This is a genomic window from Oculatella sp. LEGE 06141 (assembly GCF_015207605.1).
GTDB lineage: Bacteria > Cyanobacteriota > Cyanobacteriia > Elainellales > Elainellaceae > Oculatella.
In genome coordinates this window covers 1-22301 of the sequence record NZ_JADEWO010000037.1, presented here as the reverse complement: position 1 = coordinate 22301, position 22301 = coordinate 1, and the positions used below count along the sequence as shown (strand labels likewise).

General features: G+C 50.5%; 22 protein-coding genes and 1 other RNA gene. 6 read left to right on the top strand and 17 right to left on the bottom strand.

Annotation, left to right across the window (positions count from 1 at the left end; genetic code table 11):
* Positions 1–69 precede the first annotated feature (69 nt).
* A complete protein-coding gene (locus IQ268_RS21575) occupies positions 70–2808 on the top strand; it encodes a hybrid sensor histidine kinase/response regulator (protein ID WP_193883586.1) in 2739 nt (912 codons plus the stop codon).
* 180 nt (positions 2809–2988) lie between these two features.
* On the opposite strand, the gene IQ268_RS21570 is transcribed toward IQ268_RS21575, so the two are convergent.
* Positions 2989–3312 (bottom strand): hypothetical protein, encoded by a 324-nt coding sequence (locus tag IQ268_RS21570; RefSeq protein ID WP_193883584.1) that lies wholly within the window; start codon positions 3310–3312, stop codon positions 2989–2991.
* 18 nt (positions 3313–3330) lie between these two features.
* Between IQ268_RS21570 and IQ268_RS21565 the strand changes: the two genes are divergently transcribed.
* Positions 3331–3630, top strand: coding sequence for a ferredoxin (locus IQ268_RS21565; protein WP_193883582.1), 300 nt, complete (start codon positions 3331–3333; stop codon positions 3628–3630).
* 246 nt (positions 3631–3876) lie between these two features.
* Here the strand turns inward: IQ268_RS21565 and IQ268_RS21560 are convergent, their stop codons facing one another.
* From IQ268_RS21560 to aroA, 3 genes are all read right to left on the bottom strand, one after another.
* Positions 3877–4344: a DUF2358 domain-containing protein gene (locus tag IQ268_RS21560; RefSeq protein ID WP_193883580.1), complete on the bottom strand. Its 468-nt coding sequence runs from the start codon at positions 4342–4344 to the stop codon at positions 3877–3879.
* Between the two features lie 78 nt (positions 4345–4422).
* Positions 4423–4911 carry a hypothetical protein gene (locus tag IQ268_RS21555; RefSeq protein ID WP_193883578.1) on the bottom strand — a complete coding sequence of 163 codons (489 nt, stop codon included), beginning with the start codon at positions 4909–4911 and terminating at the stop codon, positions 4423–4425.
* Positions 4912–5038: 127 nt separating this feature from the next.
* Positions 5039–6385, bottom strand: a complete 1347-nt coding sequence (aroA, locus tag IQ268_RS21550) for a 3-phosphoshikimate 1-carboxyvinyltransferase (protein WP_193883576.1) — start codon at positions 6383–6385, stop codon at positions 5039–5041.
* A 50-nt stretch (positions 6386–6435) separates the two neighbouring features.
* Between aroA and IQ268_RS21545 the strand changes: the two genes are divergently transcribed.
* Positions 6436–6936 (top strand): hypothetical protein, encoded by a 501-nt coding sequence (locus tag IQ268_RS21545; protein ID WP_193883574.1) that lies wholly within the window; start codon positions 6436–6438, stop codon positions 6934–6936.
* Between the two features lie 63 nt (positions 6937–6999).
* Here the strand turns inward: IQ268_RS21545 and IQ268_RS21540 are convergent, their stop codons facing one another.
* The 5 genes from IQ268_RS21540 to ffs form a co-directional block, all read right to left on the bottom strand.
* Positions 7000–7551, bottom strand: coding sequence for a hypothetical protein (locus IQ268_RS21540; RefSeq protein ID WP_193883572.1), 552 nt, complete (start codon positions 7549–7551; stop codon positions 7000–7002).
* A 272-nt stretch (positions 7552–7823) separates the two neighbouring features.
* Positions 7824–9275 carry a LuxR C-terminal-related transcriptional regulator gene (locus IQ268_RS21535; RefSeq protein ID WP_370584692.1) on the bottom strand — a complete coding sequence of 484 codons (1452 nt, stop codon included), beginning with the start codon at positions 9273–9275 and terminating at the stop codon, positions 7824–7826.
* A gap of 119 nt (positions 9276–9394) precedes the next feature.
* Positions 9395–9856 (bottom strand): hypothetical protein, encoded by a 462-nt coding sequence (locus IQ268_RS21530; protein WP_193883570.1) that lies wholly within the window; start codon positions 9854–9856, stop codon positions 9395–9397.
* Between the two features lie 73 nt (positions 9857–9929).
* The gene (locus IQ268_RS21525; RefSeq protein ID WP_193883568.1) at positions 9930–10292 is read right to left on the bottom strand and encodes a phasin family protein; all 363 of its coding nucleotides are present in this window, start codon (positions 10290–10292) and stop codon (positions 9930–9932) included.
* Between the two features lie 260 nt (positions 10293–10552).
* Positions 10553–10649: signal recognition particle sRNA small type (ffs, locus tag IQ268_RS21520), an RNA gene on the bottom strand.
* Between the two features lie 583 nt (positions 10650–11232).
* Here ffs and IQ268_RS21515 point away from each other — a divergent pair.
* Positions 11233–11382, top strand: coding sequence for an isochorismate synthase (locus IQ268_RS21515; protein ID WP_193883566.1), 150 nt, complete (start codon positions 11233–11235; stop codon positions 11380–11382).
* A gap of 165 nt (positions 11383–11547) precedes the next feature.
* Here IQ268_RS21515 and IQ268_RS21510 read toward each other — a convergent pair whose 3' ends face one another.
* Together IQ268_RS21510 and IQ268_RS21505 are read right to left on the bottom strand one after the other, a co-directional pair.
* Positions 11548–12414 (bottom strand): fructosamine kinase family protein, encoded by an 867-nt coding sequence (locus tag IQ268_RS21510; protein ID WP_193883564.1) that lies wholly within the window; start codon positions 12412–12414, stop codon positions 11548–11550.
* 171 nt (positions 12415–12585) lie between these two features.
* Positions 12586–13887: a pitrilysin family protein gene (locus tag IQ268_RS21505; protein WP_193883562.1), complete on the bottom strand. Its 1302-nt coding sequence runs from the start codon at positions 13885–13887 to the stop codon at positions 12586–12588.
* A gap of 397 nt (positions 13888–14284) precedes the next feature.
* Here IQ268_RS21505 and crtD point away from each other — a divergent pair, with 397 nt between their 5' ends.
* Positions 14285–15817 carry a C-3',4' desaturase CrtD gene (crtD, locus tag IQ268_RS21500; RefSeq protein ID WP_193883560.1) on the top strand — a complete coding sequence of 511 codons (1533 nt, stop codon included), beginning with the start codon at positions 14285–14287 and terminating at the stop codon, positions 15815–15817.
* 2 nt (positions 15818–15819) lie between these two features.
* Here crtD and IQ268_RS33025 read toward each other — a convergent pair whose 3' ends face one another.
* The 4 genes from IQ268_RS33025 to IQ268_RS21485 all read right to left on the bottom strand — a co-directional run bounded on the left by IQ268_RS33025 (position 15820) and on the right by IQ268_RS21485 (position 19865).
* Positions 15820–15951, bottom strand: a complete 132-nt coding sequence (locus IQ268_RS33025) for a hypothetical protein (RefSeq protein ID WP_255527244.1) — start codon at positions 15949–15951, stop codon at positions 15820–15822.
* 136 nt (positions 15952–16087) lie between these two features.
* Entirely contained in the window at positions 16088–17698 is a 1611-nt protein-coding gene (locus tag IQ268_RS21495; RefSeq protein ID WP_193883558.1) for an ATP-binding protein, read from the bottom strand.
* 178 nt (positions 17699–17876) lie between these two features.
* Positions 17877–19115, bottom strand: a complete 1239-nt coding sequence (locus tag IQ268_RS21490) for an amidohydrolase family protein (protein ID WP_193883556.1) — start codon at positions 19113–19115, stop codon at positions 17877–17879.
* Between the two features lie 219 nt (positions 19116–19334).
* Positions 19335–19865, bottom strand: a complete 531-nt coding sequence (locus tag IQ268_RS21485) for an orange carotenoid protein N-terminal domain-containing protein (protein WP_193883554.1) — start codon at positions 19863–19865, stop codon at positions 19335–19337.
* 330 nt (positions 19866–20195) lie between these two features.
* Here IQ268_RS21485 and IQ268_RS21480 point away from each other — a divergent pair, with 330 nt between their 5' ends.
* Positions 20196–20513: a hypothetical protein gene (locus tag IQ268_RS21480; protein ID WP_193883552.1), complete on the top strand. Its 318-nt coding sequence runs from the start codon at positions 20196–20198 to the stop codon at positions 20511–20513.
* An 81-nt stretch (positions 20514–20594) separates the two neighbouring features.
* On the opposite strand, the gene IQ268_RS21475 is transcribed toward IQ268_RS21480, so the two are convergent.
* Both IQ268_RS21475 and IQ268_RS21470 read right to left on the bottom strand, forming a co-directional pair.
* Positions 20595–21221 (bottom strand): late competence development ComFB family protein, encoded by a 627-nt coding sequence (locus tag IQ268_RS21475; RefSeq protein WP_193883550.1) that lies wholly within the window; start codon positions 21219–21221, stop codon positions 20595–20597.
* A gap of 156 nt (positions 21222–21377) precedes the next feature.
* Positions 21378–22301 (bottom strand): AAA family ATPase (locus IQ268_RS21470; protein ID WP_193883547.1); only part of this gene is annotated, 924 nt, incomplete at its 5' end.

Genomic DNA, 22301 nt, shown 5'->3' with positions numbered 1-22301 from the left:
GGGAATTGTGTATTTACATGCAACAAATGTAAAACGGCTAGAGAATTGAAGTAGAACCGCCTGAAGACCATGAAAAAATTTGCGCGCAAGTCCATTGGATCAAGCCTATTTCTGTATGTCTTGAGCGGTGCGCTGGTAGGGTTGAGTAGCATGTCCTACTACTTTTTCCAGGTTTTAGAGAATCGAGCCAAAAACGAAATTCAAGGAAATCTCAGCACGCAGGTTAAGTCTATCGAAACAGACCTGGCGAAAGTCGAGCAAGCAATGGCAAGCCTTGCTGCAACGTTAAAAACGATGGATGCTCTGGATATTCGCGATCCAGATGCCTACAAGCAATTGGTGTTTAACTTCTATCAAAACCGATCGCCTTTAACAACTGGAGTTGGGTTTGGACAAGCTCCCTATCAGTTGGCAACCGATCGCGAGTTATACTGGCCCTATTTCTACACCGATCAACGAACTCCAGGGCAAGTCGGAGAAGTGTTACCTGCTCCGTACAGTAACGTCCGCTATGTCGATGTATTCGAGGTTGAAGATTATTCAAAGCTCGAATATTACAACCTGCCTGTAGCGGCAAGAGATGCCATTTGGTTAGAGCCATTTCAATGGTACGGGCTTGCAATTACCAATCTCACGGCTCCCATTCTGGATGACAATAACCAACTGCTGGGTGTGATTGGGTTAGATATCAGCGTTACGGCTTTAGCTAAACAAGTTCAGGCACCTAAGGATTGGAACGGTGGCTACTTTGCGATCATCAGCGACCAGGGCAATGTATTAGCTTATCCGCCCGATCCACAAAAAGCAGAAGCGCTGGCAACCTACCAGGATGTACCGCAACTTCGAACCATATGGCAGCGAGTCAGCGCTGATGAAACGGGATTAATTCAGGCCGAGGGAAACTACTGGGCCTATCAACGTATTCAGGGAACCCATTGGATGATGCTGGCATCCGTACCTCGATGGGTGGTTCTAGGCCCAGTTGTCACCATTGCTGTAGGAGGAGCCGTAGGAGCTGGCACCATCCTATCCCTGGTGGTTGGTTTATTTGTGCGCCGTCTGAATCAGCGATTGCAGCCAATTTTAGATGAATGTCGCAGGTTGGCCACAGCCGATATTGAGAGAACGCTGCGTCTGTCTCAGGATGCTGAGTCAGTCGATCAGCCGCCGCTCAGGTTTCACGTTGATATGAACGGTGCAGACGAAATTGAAGTCCTGGAGCAAACGTTTCACCAGATGGCTGCTCAATTGAAGGAATCGTTTGAGGAATTGGAACTGCGAGTAGCAGAACGCACGTGGGAGCTAAAGGAAGCGAAGGATGCTGCGGATACAGCCAACCATGCTAAAAGCGAATTTTTGGCTAACATGAGCCATGAGCTGAGAACGCCTCTCAATGGAATTTTGGGCTATGCTCAAATCCTGGAACGATCAAAAAACATGTTACCAAAGGAGCAAAAAGGTGTTCACATCATCCATCAATGTGGCTCGCACCTATTGACTTTGATCAATGACATTCTGGATATCTCTAAAATTGAAGCCAGAAAATTGGAACTTCAACCCCATGCGCTTCACTTACCCGCGTTTATCCAGGGAGTCATTGAAATTTGTCGAATCAGGGCTGAGCAGAAGGGACTTGAATTTATCTATCACCCTCCAGATAATCTGCCGATTGGCGTGATATTTGATGAGAAGCGCCTGCGCCAAGTTTTGATTAATCTACTGGGCAATGCTGTCAAATTTACTGAAACGGGTAGTGTAACCCTTCACGTCACTGTTCAGCCCCATCCATTAGAGGCTTCGACGGTACGGCTTCATTTTGCTGTGCAGGATACTGGAGTGGGAATTGATGCAGTACAGCTTGAAACGATATTCCTGCCGTTTGAACAAGTAGGCAAAGGGAAATCTCAAACCGATGGAACCGGTTTAGGGCTGACCATTAGCCAGAATATTGTCGAGATGATGGGGAGTTCCATTCAGGTTAAGAGTGAATTGGACGTAGGCAGCATCTTCGAGTTTGAGATTGAATGTCCTATTGCCAAGGATTGGATCCGAACGAGTACTACGACTAGCATTGGAAGTATTAGTGGTTATTCGGGCAGACAGCGACAAATTTTGATTGTAGATGACCGTTGGGAAAATCGTTCGGTGATTGTTAATTTACTAGAACCTATTGGCTTTAAGGTCGTTGAAAGCAGCAATGGTCGAGAGGGGCTAGACACGGCCAAGGCATTACAGCCAGATCTGATTATCACTGACCTGGCTATGCCAGTGATGGATGGCTTTGAGATGACTCAGCGGCTCAGGCAGTTAGCTGCTTTTGCGAATGCACCGATTATCGCGTCGTCTGCCAGTGTCGCTAACATCGATCGCGAACAAAGCCAGGAATCGGGGTGTGATGATTTTCTGCCGAAGCCTGTGCAGGCTTCAGATCTCCTGGATCTGCTCAAAGAATACCTGGAACTAGAGTGGATGTATGAAAGCGGTAATGGCTCTTCTAAACCATCAGTCTTGCCCATTCCTGTGGATGATACGACTGACTCTGCATCACGGGCTGCTGAAGCTGTAACCGGGACAACCAGCCATTCTCGTTCCCTAGAGATGGTGGTTCCCCCAGCAGAGGATCTGGTCACTATCTATCAAATGGCAAAAGCAGGCTACGTGGCAGAGGTTCAAGACGAAGCACATCGGTTCAAACAACTGGATGCCAAATATGCGCTATTTGCCGATAAGGTTTTTCTGTTGGCCGAAGAGTTTGAAGACGAGGCTATTGTTCAGTTAATAGAGCCTTACTTGAACGATTTGAAGTAGGACTCCATCAACATTAGGTCAATCGTCAGATACATTATGGGCGGCAGGGATGACAACGGCGGCTCAATAATCCTCGGGTGCTGATGCCACCATTTATCTTTTTCTGTTCAATTCAGCCTTGGCCGAGTGTGTTTAAGATTTCTGGTTTACAACCTGGCTTTGTGAGATTAATCCAGCGCATTAATCCGGTTCCAGGATGGCTTCCTCATCCTGCACCTCGTCAATTTCAACTGAGTAGAACCATAAAAGAGGGTTAAGTTCCATTCGATGAAGCTTGAATGGCGATATGCTCAGTCGGACAGCACTGCTCTCCAAGGGCAGCATCTTCGCAACATAGCTGGAGACCAGTTTTCCCGTCTTCCTTCTCTGGTTAGCTCTGCTCAGAGCTTTTTGTAAGGTAAGATACAAAAGCTTTGAGTTTCTCTGAACGTCTGTAGAATCACTGCTTCCTGCTAAGGGCAAGCTATACAGGTTGTCTGGATGATACTCAAGCTGCTGTTCCATTATTTGAAGGATCGCTAGATGGCAACTTACAAAGTCAGGTTAGTCAATGAAGCTGAAGGTTTAGATACAACAATTGATGTTCCTGATGATCAATACATTCTGGATGCCGCAGAAGATCAGGGCTTTGATTTGCCTTACTCCTGCCGTGCCGGTGCCTGTTCTACTTGCAACGGAAAATTGGTTTCAGGTTCAGTGGATCAATCCGAGCAGTCGTTTTTAGATGATGAGCAGATTGCGGCTGGCAATGTACTCACCTGCTATGCCTACCCAACCTCTGATTGCACCATTCAAACGCATCAAGAGGAAGCCCTCTTTTAGAAGGTATTTGAGAAGTAGCCCATGCGCTGCATTCGCCCCCTGGATTCCCAATTTTGGAGATTTAGGGGGCGATCGAGCTATATTCAGCACATTTAAAGCAACCGCCACAACAAACGGCGAGTTGTATGTATAAAAGTTTATGTGATAAGTATCTGAACCTGTTGGACGCGATCGCCCCTACAACACAACTCCTACAACACAAGAGATTGAACCATAATCGAACGACAACCCACAAAAAGGTAGCACTCAGCCAGAACTGTCTCGCTGCACAAATTGCCTGAGTATTTCCGTTGGCTTGCGATCCCATGTATCAATGTGTTCGTAAATGAGGCCGTCCTGATTAAGCTTGTAGTTGGAGTAGCCATTAAAGTAGACCTTAGCCTTCCAGGGCACACGTAGCGTGCCTCTCACTGTCCACGTCGCCACAATCATGTCATCTGCGGCGGGTAAAACAGTGTGAACATCAAAATAGATTTCAGTAAAAAATAACCGGGCATGAAACCGCAGCGTCCAGAAAATAATGCGGTAATTGAACTTACCTTTAAACGTATTGACCGGATCTCGAAAGTAGATGTTTTGGCTGTAAATCTCGTAGGATATATCCTGCTGAAACAACGTGGGCAAATCTGCTTCCAGGGTTGTGATAACCTGCTCCATTTGCGGGAGGCGATCGCTCCGCCCAACTGGCTCTATTGGCGTATTATGAGTATCCATTGCAACGTCCTGCATCCTGGCATTGAGATTCAGAGGTAAAGTAAAGTTCGAGGTCGAGCAGTTTTGGCGAGTTTTACCTCATTCCCCTGTATCTTCACGCTGCTGAGCCACATCCTGAACGTATTCAGCCATATTCTGAGCTTCGTCAGCAAGCACTTGCGCCTGATCTGCTTTATTTTGCACTAAATTTGCTTCCGCTTGCAGATGGTCTGCCTGATCTGATTCAGCCTGAGCGCGGGCGACATCAGCCATCTCCTGGATGTGGTCAGCCTGGGTTTGCACGTCATCGGCTCGACGTTGCGCTTCATCAGCTCGGCGTTGCGCTTCATCGGCTCGGCGTTGTGCCGCCGCCGCCCGCATATCCGCTAGAGTTGTCCGAATCCGGTCGGTATCCGACCTCATCTGAGCAAATTCAGATTCCGTCGTCGTGGTTCTGGCTTTCAGTTCTCCCACCTCATGTTGCAGTTGAAGAATTTCTCGTTTCAAACTTTCATCTTCAGCAACCAGAGAACCCAACTCTGTCACAATGGCATCCAACACATCCTGACCGACATCTTGATAGTTCATACAACCCTCCATACGATGTACGGTTAAACTAGATTGCAAAAATAACCTGTTCTAGTTCAAGGATCTCGCGCCCCAATACACTCCTCTGTCAATCAGTCTACAGCAAGCGTCATCCAGGAACCTGGTATCAAATCGTGCCGCAAATCTGCTGCAAGGTTTGGGTAAAGCCAGGATAGGAAATAGCTGCCGCTTCAGCTCGTTGAATGGTCGTTGTTCCTGTAGCCATTAGAGCCGCGATCGCCAAACTCATGGCAATTCGGTGATCGGTAAAACTATCCACTTCGGTGCCAGTTAAGGGCGTTCCGCCGACGATTTCTAAGCCGTCTGGCAACTCCGTCACCTGAGCGCCCATCCGCTGCAACTGCGTTGCCATTACCGTGAGGCGATCGCTCTCCTTAACCCGTAACTCTGCCGCATCTCGAACCACTGTTGTTCCCCGAGCAAACACGGCAGCCACGGCTAAAACGGGAATTTCATCAATGAGACGGGGAATTAAATCACCGCTAATCGTACAAGCCTTGAGCTGGCTGTGCCGCACGCGAATATCGGCAACGGGTTCACCTGCCACAGTACGCTGGTTTTCCAGGGTAATATCGGCCTCCATCGCCACCAGCGCATCCAAAACACCTGTGCGGGTTGGATTCACACCCACATTTTCAACCACCACTTCAGAGCCGGGTACGATCGCCCCGGCTACCAGCCAAAACGCCGCAGAACTGATGTCTCCCGGCACAACGACCGTCTGCCCTGTTAGCGTCGCTGGCCCTGTTACCGTAGCGCTACAGGTGTCTGGGTCAACGGCAACTTCAGCCCCAAATGCCCGCAGCATTCGTTCGCTGTGGTCGCGAGACAAAGCAGGCTCCGTCACAGTCGTTCTACCGTCGGCCATCAGTCCGGCTAACAACACGCAGGATTTTACCTGAGCCGAAGCAATGGGCGATCGATAGTGAATTGGTTTAAGAACCTGTCCTTGAATGGCTAACGGTGCCAATCCCCCCGTGCGATGCCAAATGTGTGCCCCCATTTGCTGCAAGGGTTGAATCACGCGAGACATGGGACGCGATCGCAACGAGCGATCGCCCGTCACCGTAAAAAAACGTCCAGGATGAGAGGCTAAAATACCTAACATCAGCCGCATGGTGGTGCCAGAATTGCCCGAATCTAGCACATCAGCAGGCTCTAACAACTGCCCCAACCCAATGCCCTGAACCGTCACCCAATCGGTACTCAGTTCAGAAATAGTGGCTCCCATCGCTCGAAAACAGTTCGCGGTGCTGCGCGGATCTTCTCCTAGCAGCAAGCCTTGAATTCGCGTTTCTCCCTGGGCGATCGCTCCCAACATCAAGGCGCGATGGGACATTGATTTGTCACCTGGAATCTGAATCTGACCCTGTAACGCCAGCGCCTCCGGTGGGCAAATCGTCAGGGATTGGTGATGTTCCGTAAGATCGAGGGTGATAGTGGCGGTTGGCATTGGGATAATACGACAAGAAGTAGCGCTAGCAATCGTACATCGTTTTTAATATGCTGACTCACTACAAACCCGTCTGTTTATCGTTAATGTCGCTGGATCTGCCGCTCTGGTCAGTGGTGGAAAGCGCAGCGACCCTTTATCAAAACGAGCACGATCGCTTTCATCTGCTGTTTACCGAGCCATTAGTCCACGATTTTCAAGAGCCGTATCGTTCAGGAAGCAACCCGGCAGAGCGTGTCATCACCACATCTCCCCAAACCCCACGCCTGATTTGGTTAGAACTTTCTCCCTATCGCGTCACCATGACTATGCAAGGAAACGGCAATTTCAGCTATCGCCACTTCTGGGAACAAGGCGTTTATGGCCTGAGCCGCTACTGGTTACAAAACGAAACGTTAACCCGCAGCGATCATCTCCGTCTGCGAAACTTTACGCGCAGCCTGACCCTGATAGGACATCCGATTCCTCGCCAGTTGCGGATCGACTACGAGTTGTGGGCTGATACGGTTCACTTAGGACACTACGTCATCAATTTAGATATTCAGGCATAGGGACATTGTGTTGCAACGTCCCTATTGCCACGTCAACTCAAAGCGTTGTTAGCCAGTCAAGGCTTACCACAATGCCCGCACAGGCTGGGGCGCAGACCGTACAGGGGCAGGAGCAACAGGCTGTTGCACCACCGCAGGGCGTGTGATGGTTTGCTGTGTCGCCTGTTGGCGCTCAATGGTGGTTTCTGTACGAACTTCAGTTTGCGTAGACTGCACCGTTTGCGCTTCAGATTCCTCTTGCGCTTGTATGGTTTCACGTTCAACCGTCTCTTCAGCAGCAGCCTGTTGAACATCATCTGTAGCTAAAGCCACGTTCAATACCCTATTGTTTGCTGTGGTCAAAATGACCTGATCGCCAGGGTGCAATCTGGATCGCACATCTGGATTAACATTGGGCAAGAGCCGATATGACCCGTTGGCCAGTCGAACTCGAATATCGCCATCATTGGAGACAGCAACCACTTTAGCTGTAACGTTCTCAAGTTGAGGTTGGCTCATCTGTGTCCCATCGGTTCGCTCAACCAAGGACTGTGCGATCGCAGCATGGGGTATCCCAAGACAGGCAACCGTCGTTAAAGCAACACCCACTAGCGCTACGCGATTACGTAAAGACATTAGCAATACTCTCCTAAAGTTAAATGACGGCCATACTCCCAACTGGTGAGAGCCTGGCCCGAGGAAAGGCATCAACGCTGGCTTTCCTGACCATTGGTATGAAAAAGATTAGAGGTAGCACAACCTGTGCGGCACTGGCATGACCGACTGCTTTTGGCATCACTCCTTGTCGGAGACGGGTTTGGAAATAAGTGTTGAGATGATTCTGATCAAAAGCAGTGTGCCGTTACCGAACCTCAGCTAGTATTCCCAATCTTGGTTAAGATTCCCGTTCAGGGTGAAATTGTTCCAAGCCAGCCGTTAAGGGTAGCGCGATAGAGTGCTTGAAACCGAGTTCGAGCATTGAGCTTGGTCAAAACGTTGTTAACGTGAAATTTAACGGTGCGTTCGCTAATGTAAAGCTGGTTGGCAATGTCGCGATCGCGCAACCCCTGCGCCAACAGAGCCAAAATTTCCTGCTCTCGCTCCGACAGGTGCGGTTGGCGGTTGGCCACAGGCTCCAGATTCCAGCTTCCGCCCTGAGCCACAACGTCTACCGCTTCACGCAGTTGCGCTGAAGTAATCGACAGGTCAATCCGGGCGGCAATTCCTTTAGGAGCAGGCTGGTTCCCGATCGCAACCCATAGCACTTGCGGTGGCGGTTGCCCCACTAGCGTATCGGTTAACAATGGCACAGCCGCATCAATCGCACTACAAACCGTCAGCCCAGCTAGATGAGCCAGTTGAGTAAACGCCACCTGAAGAACGGGCGACTCACACTGCACCCGGAGCCGCAGTTCGCTAAGCGGGCTGAGATAGGGTAGTTGCAGCAACACTCGAATCGCATTCTGATTCGTGCCGATATAGGTCTGTAAAGTTCCACCCAGGCAGGCGATCGCCACCTGAAGAGTGTTAATTGCAGCCACGATATAGGGAGGAACATCGGCTAACACGGCATCAGACGAAACGGCTGTCGCTGGAATCAATGCCTCTAGTGAGACCTCACCCAAACCATAGGTGAGGCGACAGTAGGTACACTTCAGCTCGTTTAAGCGTTCAGTGGTTCGCAGCAGTAGACAGGTTACAGCCGTTGAAAGCGATCGCTCTGTTCCTACTAAAACGAAACGAGCCTGGTTCAACAGTTGATCCAACTGTTCGGATAGGGGCAGCGCCAGTGATGATGCGGCTGCGCTGGTTAGCCACATTTGTTTTTCATGTTGATAGCGCAGTGCCGTTTCTAACGCCACCGTCACCGTCATACATAACCCTTGCAACACCTCCAAAAACTCTGGAGCAAGGGGCTGGCGACTAAAGACAGCTAATACACCAATTACTTGCTCGGCGGCAACCAGCGGGTACCCAGCAAATCCAAAAATGCAGTTGGCGATCGCCCATTCTCGATCCTTAACCCAGGTTTCCTCAGCCAAATTATTGCTTAGAAACGCAATGCGGTTTTGGGCAATTTTGCCCACTTTAAACGCCCCCATTGGCACTCTGGCAAATGAACCATCGACACGGGTATACATACCAGAAGAAGCTACCAACCGCAGCATTTTGCGATCCGGCTCAACCAACCAGATCCGCGCCAGGGCACAGTCAAACTCATCCACTAAACCATCTGTCGCTTGCCGAGCAATGAGCTGAGGCTCAGCACAGCCCACAAAATGCTGGGCAATTTTATAGCTCCGTTGCAATCCAAACAGTAGACGCGTCGCATCTAAGAATCCAGAAATCGCCTCAGACACGGCAATATTCGCCAAGAAAACTAGTTCAATTGAGAAGCACTCCAGAGCTTAACTCTGTAGCCCCAGATACAATCACTCAACAATCTTGACAAGATCCGGAAATTAAACAGATTCAGCCATTAGCCCCATTCGTCATCCGAGGGCGGCATGAAGCCCCACTGACTGGCTTCCTTATCTGGGCAGGTGTCTGCTCCGTCGGTGATGCCATAGGGGTGCATTGCACATACCAACAAAGTACCACCATACACTCGACCATGATAATGGCGACAGCCAACGCAGACGGGATGATCGTTCAAAAACGGCTCTACCGTGCGCGTAACTGGTTCTACCGCATGGTCGATACTGGCTTCTAACCCTAATACCAGTTGTAAAATCGGCTCAATCCAATCGTCTAAGGCAGGATCGAGCTGATCTAGCTCAGGAGCCACTGCCGCTTCAATTTCTTCCACGACATCAGCCGAAAACTCAACCAGGGCATCGATCGCCTCCACCATTCCCTGAGACGCTTCCCGAAAGAGTTGCTCTACTTCATGAGCAACGGTATCCAACATTTTTAGCCAATCTTGTTGCCAACCTTCCATATTTGCTCAAACAAGAGGATGCTGTCATCTTAGACCCTCGGTTTAAACTTTGGCCTCCGGTTAATCTGTAGACCTAATCACGCTTGAGGCGGCGCAATTCTTCCTGCAACTTGGTCACCTGCTGGCGCAACTCATCTGCCGCAGGCTTTTCTGATGTCGCTACCGTCTCATCGTCCAAAATTTCGATCCGACGGGGTTGCCCATCTCGTTGCGGCTCTGTGGTAGGAGGACGCTGCTGTGCCCGGTTCACCATTTCATCTACCATTCGCTTCGCTTCTTCGGTCGTCATTTCACCGCGAGCGACCATTTCGTCTGCCAGCTTTTGAGCTTGCGATCGCAGTTCTGAAATTGTGCCTCCAGCCTTCTCCCCGGCCACGGAAGCAATTCCAACACCCAGATAAAACGCTTTTTGCACTAAATCTCCGAAACCAGCCATGACGATTGCGGCTCCTTCACAATGGGATTAGTTGACACCTCTCTCATCAGCTCATCTGGCCGTTCACGGTCGAGGCGTAGCAAACCAGAGAACAGTTGAGCTAGCAGATGATTAAGCGGAGTCACTTCTAGCATAGAGGCAAATCGAATGAGCTGCCCAGCCTACCTTAGCCAACCTCCCTTCTGGAAGTCACCACTGGCAAACCTGGGTCTTTCGTGCCGCCAAGCAGCCTGGCGAACCCTCACCAATACTAATAACTAAAAGACCCGGAGACTACGCCTATCACAAGCATCCCGTATTGCTGCTACCTTCCGGTCCTGACAAAGTTTGGGCGTTGTAATCGCGTAGGTCCAGGTCACTTAACAGCATAACACGCATTTTGGGCGACCAGTTAACCCTCAGCCACCTGACATCCTGCACCACGAAGACAAAAAGTGCTGTTTAATTCAGTTCAATGAATTACAGAATGACAGACAGCACCTGCTGTGGACATCGTTTAAGAGACGGTTTGCAGTGGATTAAATGGGCTGCACGCGTCCCCTCAATCCTTCACTCTAGGGAACTTCCGAGCCGATTCTGTTTCAAAGTCGCCCAGAGTTGGGGACTTAGCATCTGCAACAAGCTAGCAAGGGGGCAGTTCGAAGACAACCAGCACTTTATAAAGCAACATCTAGGGAGCGAACGCAAAACGGTACGTACGTTTCAGATCACCTTACAATTCAACACAAAAACAATTGACTTTAAGAGGATCTCCTGTGGGCTGTAGTTAGCGAGTTGTAACATTAGTAAGTTGTAATAAGTGTAAAGAAGGGTAAGTGTTCTGCAACTAATATGGAACATCAACTTACAGTAGAGATGTAGGGAAATATTGAAACAAAGCTCTCCATCGACATCTCCTGTTTCTGGCTCAACTTAATCTTTGAAATACAAGGAGGAAGATATGTCTGGCTTCCGTTGGGTTCAACAAGTTCCTCAGTATCTTTGGGAAGGCATAAATCGCATTTTTGCACCGAGCGACGATGCCTACCCTAAAACAGGCGTTCAACCCTTTGAAGGCGATTCTGCCAAAGATGACGACCGTTTCTACTAACTTTTATTAGCAAAAACAACCAGTCCATTTATCAATTTAGATTCGGCGATCGCTGTTAATCGCTGCTGTTTCTTGAGAGGTAAACAATGAGCCAGTTAGGTAGCTAATTGGCTCTATTTATCTGAATAATAGTGCCCTCTGCTTAAGCAGTGCGTTCCCATGCAATCAACCGCTGACCAGTTCATGAATCATCTGATTTGCCTGAGATTCGTAACCACTTCCAAACAAATTGAAGTGGTTAAGGATGTGGTAGAGATTGTACAGAGTTTTGCGACGGCTAAACCCCGGTTCTAGCGGAAACGCGTCGTTGTAAGCGCTATAAAAATCAGCCGGGAACCCGCTAAATAGCTGAGTCATGGCAATATCAACTTCGCGATCGCCAAAATAAACGGCTGGGTCTAAAATTACGGGTTCTCCTGTCTTGGTTACCGCCGCATTACCTGACCACAAATCGCCATGTACCAGCGACGGCTGAGGTTCGTACCCTGCCAGAATGGTGGGGACGGATTCTAGCAAACGGTCTTGGGCTGGGAAATGTCCTCCTCGCCGTTTTGCCAACCGAAACTGGTAGCCAAGCCGATGTTCTACAAAGAACTCAGTCCATCCCTCTGTCCAGGGATTGAGTTGGGGAGTTGAACCGATTGTGTTGTTTTGCTGCCAGCCAAAGCCGCGATCGCTCATCACTCGATGCATCGCCGCCAGGTTTTGCCCCATCGCTTCCCATGCCTGATGATCGCCATAGCCGAGGTCTAGCCATTCCAGCACCACATAGGCCGAACTCGAAGCGGTTCCCCAACAAATGGGTCGAGGAACACGAATGGTTTGGGTATCGGCAATTTGTCGCAGCCCCAGAGCCTCTGCTTCAAACATGGCAACTTGACTGGCCTGGTTCGTCTTCACAAAGTAGGCGCGATCGTCATCTGCAAAAGCACAGGCTTGATTGATGCTTCCACCTCCCACCGGACGGCGATAGGTTCCCGTAAAGGATTGCCCCGTAACCTGGCTAATGTGTGCCGCAATTTGATTCCACATAACAGACAGCAACCAAACAAGGGCAGTAAGGTAAGCGATCGAAGAACGCTAATCAGCACCAGGTTACACTCAACCGCGCTGTTTATGCTTGCATCTTACAAGCCAATGCCGCTCGTTTCACACGTTTGCCGCTGGTTCATTCGTTTTCTTGCTTGCTGTTATCATCCGCTCCTACGCGGCTGGCTTTAATTCAACCACGCCATAGGCATCGGGCGAAAGATGCCGTTGGGCTGCCGCCATTAGTTCATCTGCGTCGATTGCCCGAATCTGGGTTGGATAGTCAAGAGCTGGAGCCAAATCACCCACCACAGATTGATAGTAGCCGTAAACCCCAGCGCGATCGCTCGGTGTTTCGTTACCAAAAACATAGCGATTGGCAACCAGCGTTCGAACTCGGTTAATTTCAGCGACCGAAATCGGTTCCGCTTGCAGACGACGGATATGATCGGCGATCGCCGCTTCAACAACAGGCACATTCTCCACCGGAAGCTGCGCCGAGATGTAAAAGACCCCCTGCTGGGTGTAGGTCATATTGCTGGCGGCAATACTGGTGACCAGTCCTCGCTCTTCCCGCAACTCTCGGAATAGACGAGCCGTTCGCCCTCGCCCCATCACCGATGACAGGATATCGAGACCATAGGTTTCTGGTAAATTGACGATGCCTGGAACGCGCCAGGTCATAATCAACCGCGCCTGTTGTAACGTATCATCCACATATTCGCGCCGATTGATGCCCGCAAATGCTGGCTCCACTGCAGCAGGCGGCAATGCTGGTACATTAACCCTGGGACTTTTGAGAGTATGTCGCTGAGCAGACGCGAATCCATCGGCTACTGTTTGAATCAACTCTTCCACCGGAAGATTACCAACCGCCACCGCTGTAATTGACTCTGGCTGATACCAGGTCGCGTGAAAGTCCCTCATTTGCTGAGCCGTCAAGTTTTCAATCACTGACATGGGGCCTAGCACCGGACGACGATAAGGCAATCGCTCAAAGGTCATTTCCATAGAGCGATAGAAAGAACGGCGGCGTGGGCTGTCTTCTGCCCGCCGAATTTCTTCCAGGATGACAAACCGTTCCCGCTCAAACGCCTCATCCGGGATGGCAGCATTCATCACGACTTCAATTTGCAGCGGAGCCAGCTTTGCAAAATCTTTAGGAGCCGTAGTGATGTAATAGTGCGTGTAATCTTGGCTGGTTGCTGCGTTCGTTACAGCACCTTGCTGCTCGATCAGCCGTTCAAATTCACCGCTTTGTAAACGGCTTGTTCCTTTAAAAATCATGTGCTCCAAAAAGTGAGCCATGCCATTAATGTCTTCTGTCTCAACGGCTGAACCAACTCGCAGCCATAGACTCAGATTCACCGCCTCAATGGGCATCTGTTCTGCCACAATCGTCAAACCGTTAGGCAGACGACGCACCGTTGGGGAGTTTAGCCGGGGAACAGGGGAGTCAATCAGGATTGAGGTCATGAAATTCTCTAAGACCAGTACATTCTTTACCCATCTTAATCGTCACAGTTCAGCAGTATTGGTTCTCAGACGACATTTCGGCAGTTTTAGTTGATATTTCAGTGAAATTCACCGCCCCATAGTTTGTCCGCCTCAGTGAAATCCACTAAGCGGTTCCTTACTTTTACTGCAACTAAAACCAGTACAGGTACGGGATATTCAGGGTAACGGCTGTTTGTCACCGTAGGATATGAGCGATCGCCCATTTCAGTACCGTTCAAAGATGAACGCGGCTTAATCAAACTCTGGTGATTGGCTCCCCCGACTCTAAAAGAACTGGCACTCTTTCATTCCCTCAGCCCATTGCAGCAGGGTACGCGATAAAATAAGAGCAGTATTAAGCAATGTAAACCATCTAATGCCACGCCCCTCCGCTCACACCCCTTCGTCTTGCCGTGTTGTCGTAGTTGGCGCAGGCATTGGAGGGTTGACAACAGCCGCTTTGTTGGCTCGTCGAGGGTACCAGGTTCTAGTTCTCGATCAGGCGATCGTTCCAGGGGGGTGTGCCTCTACCTTTAAGCGGCGCGGGTTCACGTTCGATGTAGGCGCGACTCAAGTCGCTGGACTGGAACCCGGAGGCATCCATCACCGCATTTTTGCTGAATTAGAGATAGACTTGCCCGAAGCAACTCCCTGCGACCCAGCCTGTGCCGTATATTTGCCTGGTGAAACAGACGCAATTCAGGTCTGGCGCGACCCGCAGCGGTGGCAACAAGAGCGGCAACGTCAATTTCCAGGCAGCGAACCATTTTGGCAGCTATTAGCCACCCTATTCCGCCACAGTTGGCAGTTCCAATCGCGTGACCCCGTCTTGCCGCCGCGTAACCTATGGGATGTGTGGCAAACGGTACACGCCGTGCGACCGGGCACCTTGCTAACGCTGCCCCACACTTTCTCCACGGTTGGGCAAGTTTTGCGCTGGTATGGGTTGGGCGATGATCGACGGCTCAAAACCTTTTTAGATTTGCAGTTGAAGCTTTACTCTCAGGTGAGTGCTGAAGAAACCGCTCTACTCTATGCTGCAACGGCGTTGGGCGTGTCGCAAGAGCCGCAAGGGCTGTATCATTTGCAAGGCAGTATGCAGGTGTTGAGCGATCGCCTGGTTGCGGCTCTCACCCGTGACGGTGGCACGCTCCTGATGCGTCACACAGTTGAGCAGATCGACACCACAAACGGTAAGGCCACGGCAGTTCGCATTCGCAACCAGAAGACAGGCGAGGTGTGGACAGAGCCAGCCGACCACGTTGTGGCGAATGTCACGGCACAAAATCTGGTGCAGTTAGTCGGAACCCCGTCTTCTACAGGCCATCCTCTGACGGGCTATCAACGGCGCGTCGATAAGCTCCCTCCGGCCTCTGGTGCGTTCGTGGTTTACCTGGGCGTTGACCAATCAGCCGTTCCAGCCAACTGTCCACCTCATTTACAGTTTTTGTACGACTACAACGGCCCCATTGGCGAAAACAACTCTCTGTTTGTGTCGGTAAGTCACCCAGGGGATGGCCGCGCCCCAGAAGGCAAAGCCACAATCATTGCCTCTTCCTTCACGGATACGGCTCTGTGGTGGCAGAACGACGACTATTCAGTCTTGAAGCAGCACTACACTCAGGAGGCGATCGCGCGTCTTTCCGCTGTCTTCAACTTAACCGACGAAACCATGATTCACGTTGAAGCAGCCACCCCCCGCACCTTTGCTCACTTCACCGGGCGGGAGCAGGGCAGCGTCGGCGGCATCGGCCAGCGGGTTGCCACCTTTGGCCCCTTTGGTTTTGCCAACCGCACTCCGGTTCAACACCTTTGGTTGGTCGGCGATTCAACCCACCCCGGCGAAGGAACGGCTGGGGTCAGCTATTCGGCCTGGACGGTCGTTCGGCAGATTGAAGCGAATCCTTAACCTCAGCGAGACCACTTAAGCTGCCGATGGCGAAGTTGTAGCGGCGTGGGCATCAGTTTCTTTTCATCGGTTGCATTGTCCGTTGCACTTTGAGATACCTTAGCGCCGCTTTGGTAGGGAATTTTGTTTCGCATAGCACGCTATCTCTATATTGTTTTCCTGGAGAATATTTTAGTGCTTTAGATTTCCTTAATGTTTTTTCTTAATATTTTTTAGTCTCACAACGAATTTTCCGCCGCTTAGCTCAGTCCTGGATGGCAACACAACCCATCACAACACCGCTGTTTTTTTGCAGCCAACGGGTAGCAAAATTGTGAAGGTTGTTCCTTGACCCAAAGCTGATGACACTTCGATTTTGCCCTGGTGCCTTTCAACGACAATTTGATGGCTAATCGACAACCCCAGACCCGTTCCTTTTCCAGATGCTTTCGTTGTAAAGAAGGGCTGAAACAGGCGAGAGCGAACGCTTTCTAACATGCCTGGCCCGTTGTCTATAATCTGAATCTTGACCCAATCGGCATCAACGGTTTCGGTGCGAATCCGAATGAAGGGGGCTGCAACCGCAGCATGAGTCGCCGGATCGACACCAGAAACATCCCTGGGAGTCCGTCCCATTTCCTCCTCCAGGGCATCGATCGCATTGCTCAACAAATTCATGAAGACTTGATTGAGTGGACCTGCGAAGCAAGCAACAGGAGGCAACTGACCATACTCCTGAATCACCGTAATTTGGGGATGACCAGCATTTTCTTTCAGTCGATGGCGCAGCAGCAGCAGCGTTCCATCTATTCCATCATGTAAGTTAATCGGCTGCCGTTCTGCTTCATCTAAGCGAGAGAAGTTGCGTAGCGATAACACAATTTGCCGAATGCGATCGGTGCCCAGTTTCATGGAAGCCAGCGTTTTGGGAAAATCTTCCATCATAAAATTGAGGTCAACCTCGATCGCTTCAATTTCAGCCTGAACGGCTGGAACGGGCTGAGGATAGTGTTGACGATAGGTTGCTAGTAACCGCAGCAGATCATGGGCATAGCCAATGGCATGTGCCACGTTGCCATGAATAAAACTAACGGGGTTATTGATCTCATGGGCAATTCCGGCAACCAGTTGACCCAAGGCCGTCATTTTTTCGGTTTGCACCAGGTGGGCTTGCGTCTGATGCAAGCGCTGTAGGGCTTGCTCAAGCTGAAAGGCTTGATCTCGCAGTTGCAATTCCGATTGACGTAAAGCAAGTTCCGTTTGCGTTCGCTCTGCAATTTCACTGATGAGTTCGTTGTTAGACTGCTGCAACGCAGCGGTACGCTCCTCTACCCGCTGTTCCAGTTCTGCGTTCAGCGCCCGCACTTGCTTTTCGGCTTGCAGTCGCTCCGTCTTTTCGGCGGCTAACACACTCAGCTTGTGACGCAGTTCGAGTTGGGTCACCACTTGCCGACTCAGCGAGGCTAACGCTTCACGCTGTGGCAGCGTCAATTGCCGGGGTGCATAGTCAATGACACACAATGTACCCAACGCAAATCCATCAGGGGTTGTCAGTGGGGCACCAGCATAGAAGCGAATTTTAGGGTCAGACGTCACCAAAGGGTTGTCGGCAAACCGCTCATCTAGCTGTGCATCTGGAACTTCAAATAGGTCAGGCTGCAAAATGGCGTGGGCGCAAAAGGCCAGGTCACGCGAGGTTTCTGCTGCGTCTAAACCCACTTTAGATTTGAACCACTGCCGATGCTGATCAACTAAACTCACTAGCGCAATAGGCGTTTGACAAATGTGGGCAGAAAGCTGAGTGAAATCGTCGAATGCCGTTTCAATGGCAGTATCGAGAACTTGGTAGCGCAACAGAGCAGCAATTCTCTGCTCTTCATTCTCTGGAAATGGTGCTTTCATTTAGGCTCTCCTGCACAGGCGCACTTCGCTGGCGACCAGTGGCATCAACTGTGGTCTTCTCCGCTCAGAATTCCCATGTTTTCCCCGCCTTTCGCACCCCTCAATTAAAAAGTTGCAGAATCCATCCATATCCTGGACGAGGGGATTCGGTTTGTCCTGCAATCACGGAACTGCTGTTTTAATGAACGGCGGTTTCAGCAAACCACTGTTGTTCCAGCTTGCTCTGCGCTACGATCTGTCCGCGTTTAATTACCATCCGTCCAGGGGGGGCAGCGGCGATCGCCTCACTCACCGAGGTGGCATTTAACAGCACCAAATCGGCAATGCCCCCTGGAGCAATGCCATAACCGTGAATGCCAATTGCCCTCGCTGCTCGGGTTGTAGCCATTTCCAGGCAGAGCTGATGAGCCGCAGGTGTGCCCAGTTGCAGCAGTTGAGCAACCAACGTGGCAATTTTGAGTACATCGCCATCACCAAAGGGCGTAAACAGATTTTGAACATTGTTGACCGCGAACGCAGTATTAACGCCAAGCTGCGCCAGCGTGTGAATTGGAGCTACACCGCGTCGCACGTTGTGAGTATCCTTACGAGCCATGATGTAAACATCAGAAGCAGGCAGCGCCAAGATTGAAAGATCGGCCTCTTGAATCGTTGGGGCGATCGCCGCTAATTCAGCCGGCGGCAGCCCTGCCAGTTTGGTCATGTGCCCAACACAAACACGCCCCTGCCAGCCTCGTCGCACCGTCTCAGAAACCACAAACGGCAACAGCATGGGGCTATCGTCGTCCAGATAATCCAGGTGAAAATCAACATCACAGTCGAATTCTTGAGCAATGTCGAAGATGATTCGAATATTCTGCTCTGGATCAGGATCGACATACGGTGCAGACCCAACCACATCAGCACCCATTGCCATCGCCTGCTGCAATAAATCAACGGTTCCGGCCTGGTTTGTAATACCTTCTTGGGCAAATACTGCCAGTTGCAACGTTAGCCCCCAGGCATACTCATCCCGCAACGGCAGCAACGCTTCTAGCCCAGTGACCTGAATGACTGGATCAACCTCAACATGGCTTCGCATTGCCGTTGTGCCAAAGGCGATCGCTTGCTTCAGTGCCCGCCTTGCTCGCGTCTGAATATCGGCTACGGTAAAGGAGTGCTTGGCCTGCAAGGTAACATGCATGGCCTCATTGAAATCACCCGTAACAGCGACGCAGCGATCGAACAACAACGCTTTGTCGAGATGCATATGAGCATCAACCAAACCAGGAATCAGGAGTTGCCCTCCGGCATCAATGACTCGGTCTGCCACAACTGAAAGATGGGGTGCTATGTCCACGATTCGGTCATCTGCGATGGACACATCCCACAGCCCATCTCGCCCAAGTAACTGAGCATTATTGAGTTTCAAGTTCATCGTGTCCCCCCTTCGACCCGTACCCTAAGGTAAACCGTACACTGTAGCCAGACTGTATTAGTTGATCCAATCCCAATCAGGCCAAGCGGCCAGGCAGGTTGTTGCTTAAGCGAGGGTGCGATCGCCTCCCCGATTTGCAAGGGTCAACACAAGAAAAGGTAGGCGCTTGCCTACCCAATCATCGTTCGTCTTGATTCCACGAAAATAGGGGTTATACGGTTACAAACTGGATGTTTTACCAGTTTCAGCCTGAGAGGGAATGGGTTGAGCCTGGCTGAATCCCATGTGGCTTGCCACTTCACGCAGCATAGAAATCTGTTCTTGAAACTCTAGCGTTTCAATCTGGCTCAAGGAGCTGTTAGTTGCATCGGTGTATTGGTAGTCACCTGGAACATCCACAATGCTGTCCCCCATGGCCTGCGCCCAGGCGTACCAAACCATTAACTGATTATTTTCGGTGAGAGCGGCATAAGAGCGAGAAAGCTCTGTGTCTTCACGATTAACGATCGCCCTCATTACAGCTAGTTGCTCGTCACCCGACAGCTCAAATACGTCTCCCAACAACCCTGGCGCTAGTTCAGGATTGGTTACCGAAGGAGCCGCAGGCGTAATGGAATCGCCCATTTTTTTATATACAAGATAAAGAAGCGCAAGTTTTTCATCAGCATTCAATGCTTCAAATGCATCAACCACGTTTTGGGTTTCTTGAGGCAGATATGAAGATTGGTTTGCATTCGGATTAGGGGACACGATAAATAATCTCCTGTAAAACAAGCAAATACTACTCTTTAGGGTTAACAGGGTTTCAGCATCAAGTCGCCTTCCGCGAGAAGGAGTTTGCGATCGGGGGATTGTTTGGCCAGGAGCAACAAACAACCCGAGTGCAGCTTCCAGCCAGCGATCGAGCCAAATTGCCGCTCTCGGAAACAACCCGAAACCAAATTTCGTTATTTAAAGTAGACTGGTACTTTGCTTTAAGCGTCAGCTGTTACGCAAAGTTGGGCAAGCTAGATAAGCCAGATACTCGCCAGTCAGAGTATTTTGTTTGAAATGCAGTTGAGGGTTGTGACCGTGGTGAAAATGAGCCAGACATACCGACCAGAAAATAGCGATCGATCGAACAAAACTGCCAGTCTCTACAGGCAGCCAACAGCCGTTGCGGTAACCGCAACTCGGCGCTTAGTGTCGAACCGCGACATGGATCTGCTGCTGCTAGCCTTTTGCTCCTGTTTGCTTACGGTTATTTGCCATCCTGCGGCTAACCTGCTCCATTCTCCCAGCAGTGCAGCCACCTCCGTAGCCGCTCCCTCTACCTCTTCGCCCTTCTCCCAGATTGATTTCATGATTAAATCGGGGCTTCTCACCGCCTCGCAACAGGAGGAGAAGCTAGAAGAATAGGCACGCTTCTGTCACCTTATTGCAGCAGAGGGAAGCCGTGCCCCGTTGGTTGAGGGGTATGGATACCCTCAACTCTCGTAGTCAAACCTTGTGAAACGGATCGTCCCACCCTGAATCAGAGCGATCAGCCGCCCGATGGGGTGAGTATTCTGGCTTAGGATGAACCTGCTGTTTTGCGTTTCCTTTCCAGTGCAGATGAGTTAAATCAGCGGTCGGTACCGAAACGGCATCTGTTGACTGCCGGGACGAGGCATAGGATGAGCTAGATGCGGTTTCGTACCGGGCATCCCAGGTAACTCCCGCTGCTCCAGATTGGGCTAATGCCTCCGCAACGGCGGTTGGTAATGTCTCCCAATCTACCTTGTCATTTTTAAGCACCAGCCGCAGTTGATGTAAAACGTCTCGTAGTGGAACCGATTGCGGTTGCGACTGTAGCGGCACACATGTGCGTAATGGATCTCGACGAATCGCCGCGATCGCCCGTTGAACCGCTTGGGTAATTTGGGTACCAAACTTGGTTCTGCCGCGCTGAACTTGATACTCTAGCCCTTGCTGGCTGGTGGCATACAGAGACGGCAACTGGTTCAGTGCATAGGCAATCAACTCAACCTGGTTAATGTAAGAAGCAACCCGTGCTGGAAGTGCTTTTAACTGCGTTTTAGCCTCTTCTTCAACCAGCACTTCCATTATGTTCTTGTAAGATGCCATAAAGTTTACACGGACTAAAAGCCCGTTCTAGTTAAATACACCTAGATTCATTCTCGAAGCGATCGCCGATCCTGTGGGTAAAGATTCCGACAGTTCCTTTAAAGCTTCTATAAAACTCGACTTTAAGACCGTATTGATCGGGGTGTTGGCGATCGCTTAAACAAAACGGTGGGTAAATTCGTAGGTTAAATCAATTCGTCCCTTACGCAGGATGGCTGGATCGAGCCGCTCAGCCGTGTTACACGTCATGAGAACGACCAACTGCTGCTGGCTTTGAATGCCCGTGGTATCAATCACGCTTTGATAGGAAGTGCCATCCAACAAACTGAGAATATGTTCTGTTTTGTTGTTGTTTTGGGCAACTTCTAGCGCCCGGTTTTTAGCTAAATTGTCTGCTTCGTTGATGATGAGACAAATGCGCTCCAGATAGGTGGGCGGCATAAAGTGTTCAACCGCATCATGATCCAGAACAAAAACAACGTATCCCAGGGGCGAGAGCAGTTCCTTTGCCACCGCTTGCGCCCATGCCGTTTTACCCGTTCCCGGTTCTCCTTGCACTAAAACGGCTAGCTGATGTTGATGAAGAACCGCTTGCTGAACCGCATCGGTAAAATTCTGAATATCAATCGGGAAGTCTCGAATCGAGTACTGGCTGTGTACCTGTCCAACTCTACTTTGATAACCGCTGAGCATTACCGCCAAATTGTACGTCGCCTTACTTACAAGCGGCGATAAGTCCTCCGCCAGCAGGCTATACCACCGCTTGCCCCGTTGGTCGGAGGGGCTAATTTGCAGCCACACCTGATGTGTTTGCCAGTAGGCATAGACAGTGCCCAGCACCTCCAGTGCTTCCCAACGGGCAAATCGCTCGGTTGGGTAGTAAAAGTGCTGATCCATATAGGATTGGATAATGAAGTCTGGCTGCCCCAGGAAACCTAGCACCTTTAGAACCGTGACTTCCTGCAACCGATGCAAAATTGAGTCAATTGGAATGCTGTTGCGATTAACTGACGGCTTTAAGGGCGTTTCGGTAGACAAAACATCTTGATAGCGGTGGTCTGGGTTGGGGGGGCCGGGGGT

Excerpts from the sequence above, each read along its gene's own strand:
- IQ268_RS21575 (WP_193883586.1), top strand. The coding sequence starts at position 70 with ATGAAAAAATTTGCGCGCAAGTCCATTGGATCAAGCCTATTTCTGTAT.
- IQ268_RS21495 (WP_193883558.1), bottom strand. The coding sequence starts at position 17,698 with ATGAAAGCACCATTTCCAGAGAATGAAGAGCAGAGAATTGCTGCTCTG.
- IQ268_RS33025 (WP_255527244.1), bottom strand. The coding sequence starts at position 15,951 with ATGCGAAACAAAATTCCCTACCAAAGCGGCGCTAAGGTATCTCAAAGT.
- IQ268_RS21515 (WP_193883566.1), top strand. The coding sequence starts at position 11,233 with ATGTCTGGCTTCCGTTGGGTTCAACAAGTTCCTCAGTATCTTTGGGAA.
- IQ268_RS21530 (WP_193883570.1), bottom strand. The coding sequence starts at position 9,856 with ATGGAAGGTTGGCAACAAGATTGGCTAAAAATGTTGGATACCGTTGCT.
- IQ268_RS21540 (WP_193883572.1), bottom strand. The coding sequence starts at position 7,551 with ATGTCTTTACGTAATCGCGTAGCGCTAGTGGGTGTTGCTTTAACGACG.
- IQ268_RS21490 (WP_193883556.1), bottom strand. The coding sequence starts at position 19,115 with ATGAACTTGAAACTCAATAATGCTCAGTTACTTGGGCGAGATGGGCTG.
- IQ268_RS21545 (WP_193883574.1), top strand. The coding sequence starts at position 6,436 with ATGCTGACTCACTACAAACCCGTCTGTTTATCGTTAATGTCGCTGGAT.
- IQ268_RS21555 (WP_193883578.1), bottom strand. The coding sequence starts at position 4,911 with ATGAACTATCAAGATGTCGGTCAGGATGTGTTGGATGCCATTGTGACA.
- IQ268_RS21475 (WP_193883550.1), bottom strand. The coding sequence starts at position 21,221 with ATGGCATCTTACAAGAACATAATGGAAGTGCTGGTTGAAGAAGAGGCT.
- IQ268_RS21525 (WP_193883568.1), bottom strand. The coding sequence starts at position 10,292 with ATGGCTGGTTTCGGAGATTTAGTGCAAAAAGCGTTTTATCTGGGTGTT.
- aroA (WP_193883576.1), bottom strand. The coding sequence starts at position 6,385 with ATGCCAACCGCCACTATCACCCTCGATCTTACGGAACATCACCAATCC.
- IQ268_RS21480 (WP_193883552.1), top strand. The coding sequence starts at position 20,196 with ATGAGCCAGACATACCGACCAGAAAATAGCGATCGATCGAACAAAACT.
- crtD (WP_193883560.1), top strand. The coding sequence starts at position 14,285 with ATGCCACGCCCCTCCGCTCACACCCCTTCGTCTTGCCGTGTTGTCGTA.
- IQ268_RS21505 (WP_193883562.1), bottom strand. The coding sequence starts at position 13,887 with ATGACCTCAATCCTGATTGACTCCCCTGTTCCCCGGCTAAACTCCCCA.
- IQ268_RS21570 (WP_193883584.1), bottom strand. The coding sequence starts at position 3,312 with ATGGAACAGCAGCTTGAGTATCATCCAGACAACCTGTATAGCTTGCCC.
- IQ268_RS21565 (WP_193883582.1), top strand. The coding sequence starts at position 3,331 with ATGGCAACTTACAAAGTCAGGTTAGTCAATGAAGCTGAAGGTTTAGAT.
- IQ268_RS21510 (WP_193883564.1), bottom strand. The coding sequence starts at position 12,414 with ATGTGGAATCAAATTGCGGCACACATTAGCCAGGTTACGGGGCAATCC.
- IQ268_RS21560 (WP_193883580.1), bottom strand. The coding sequence starts at position 4,344 with ATGGATACTCATAATACGCCAATAGAGCCAGTTGGGCGGAGCGATCGC.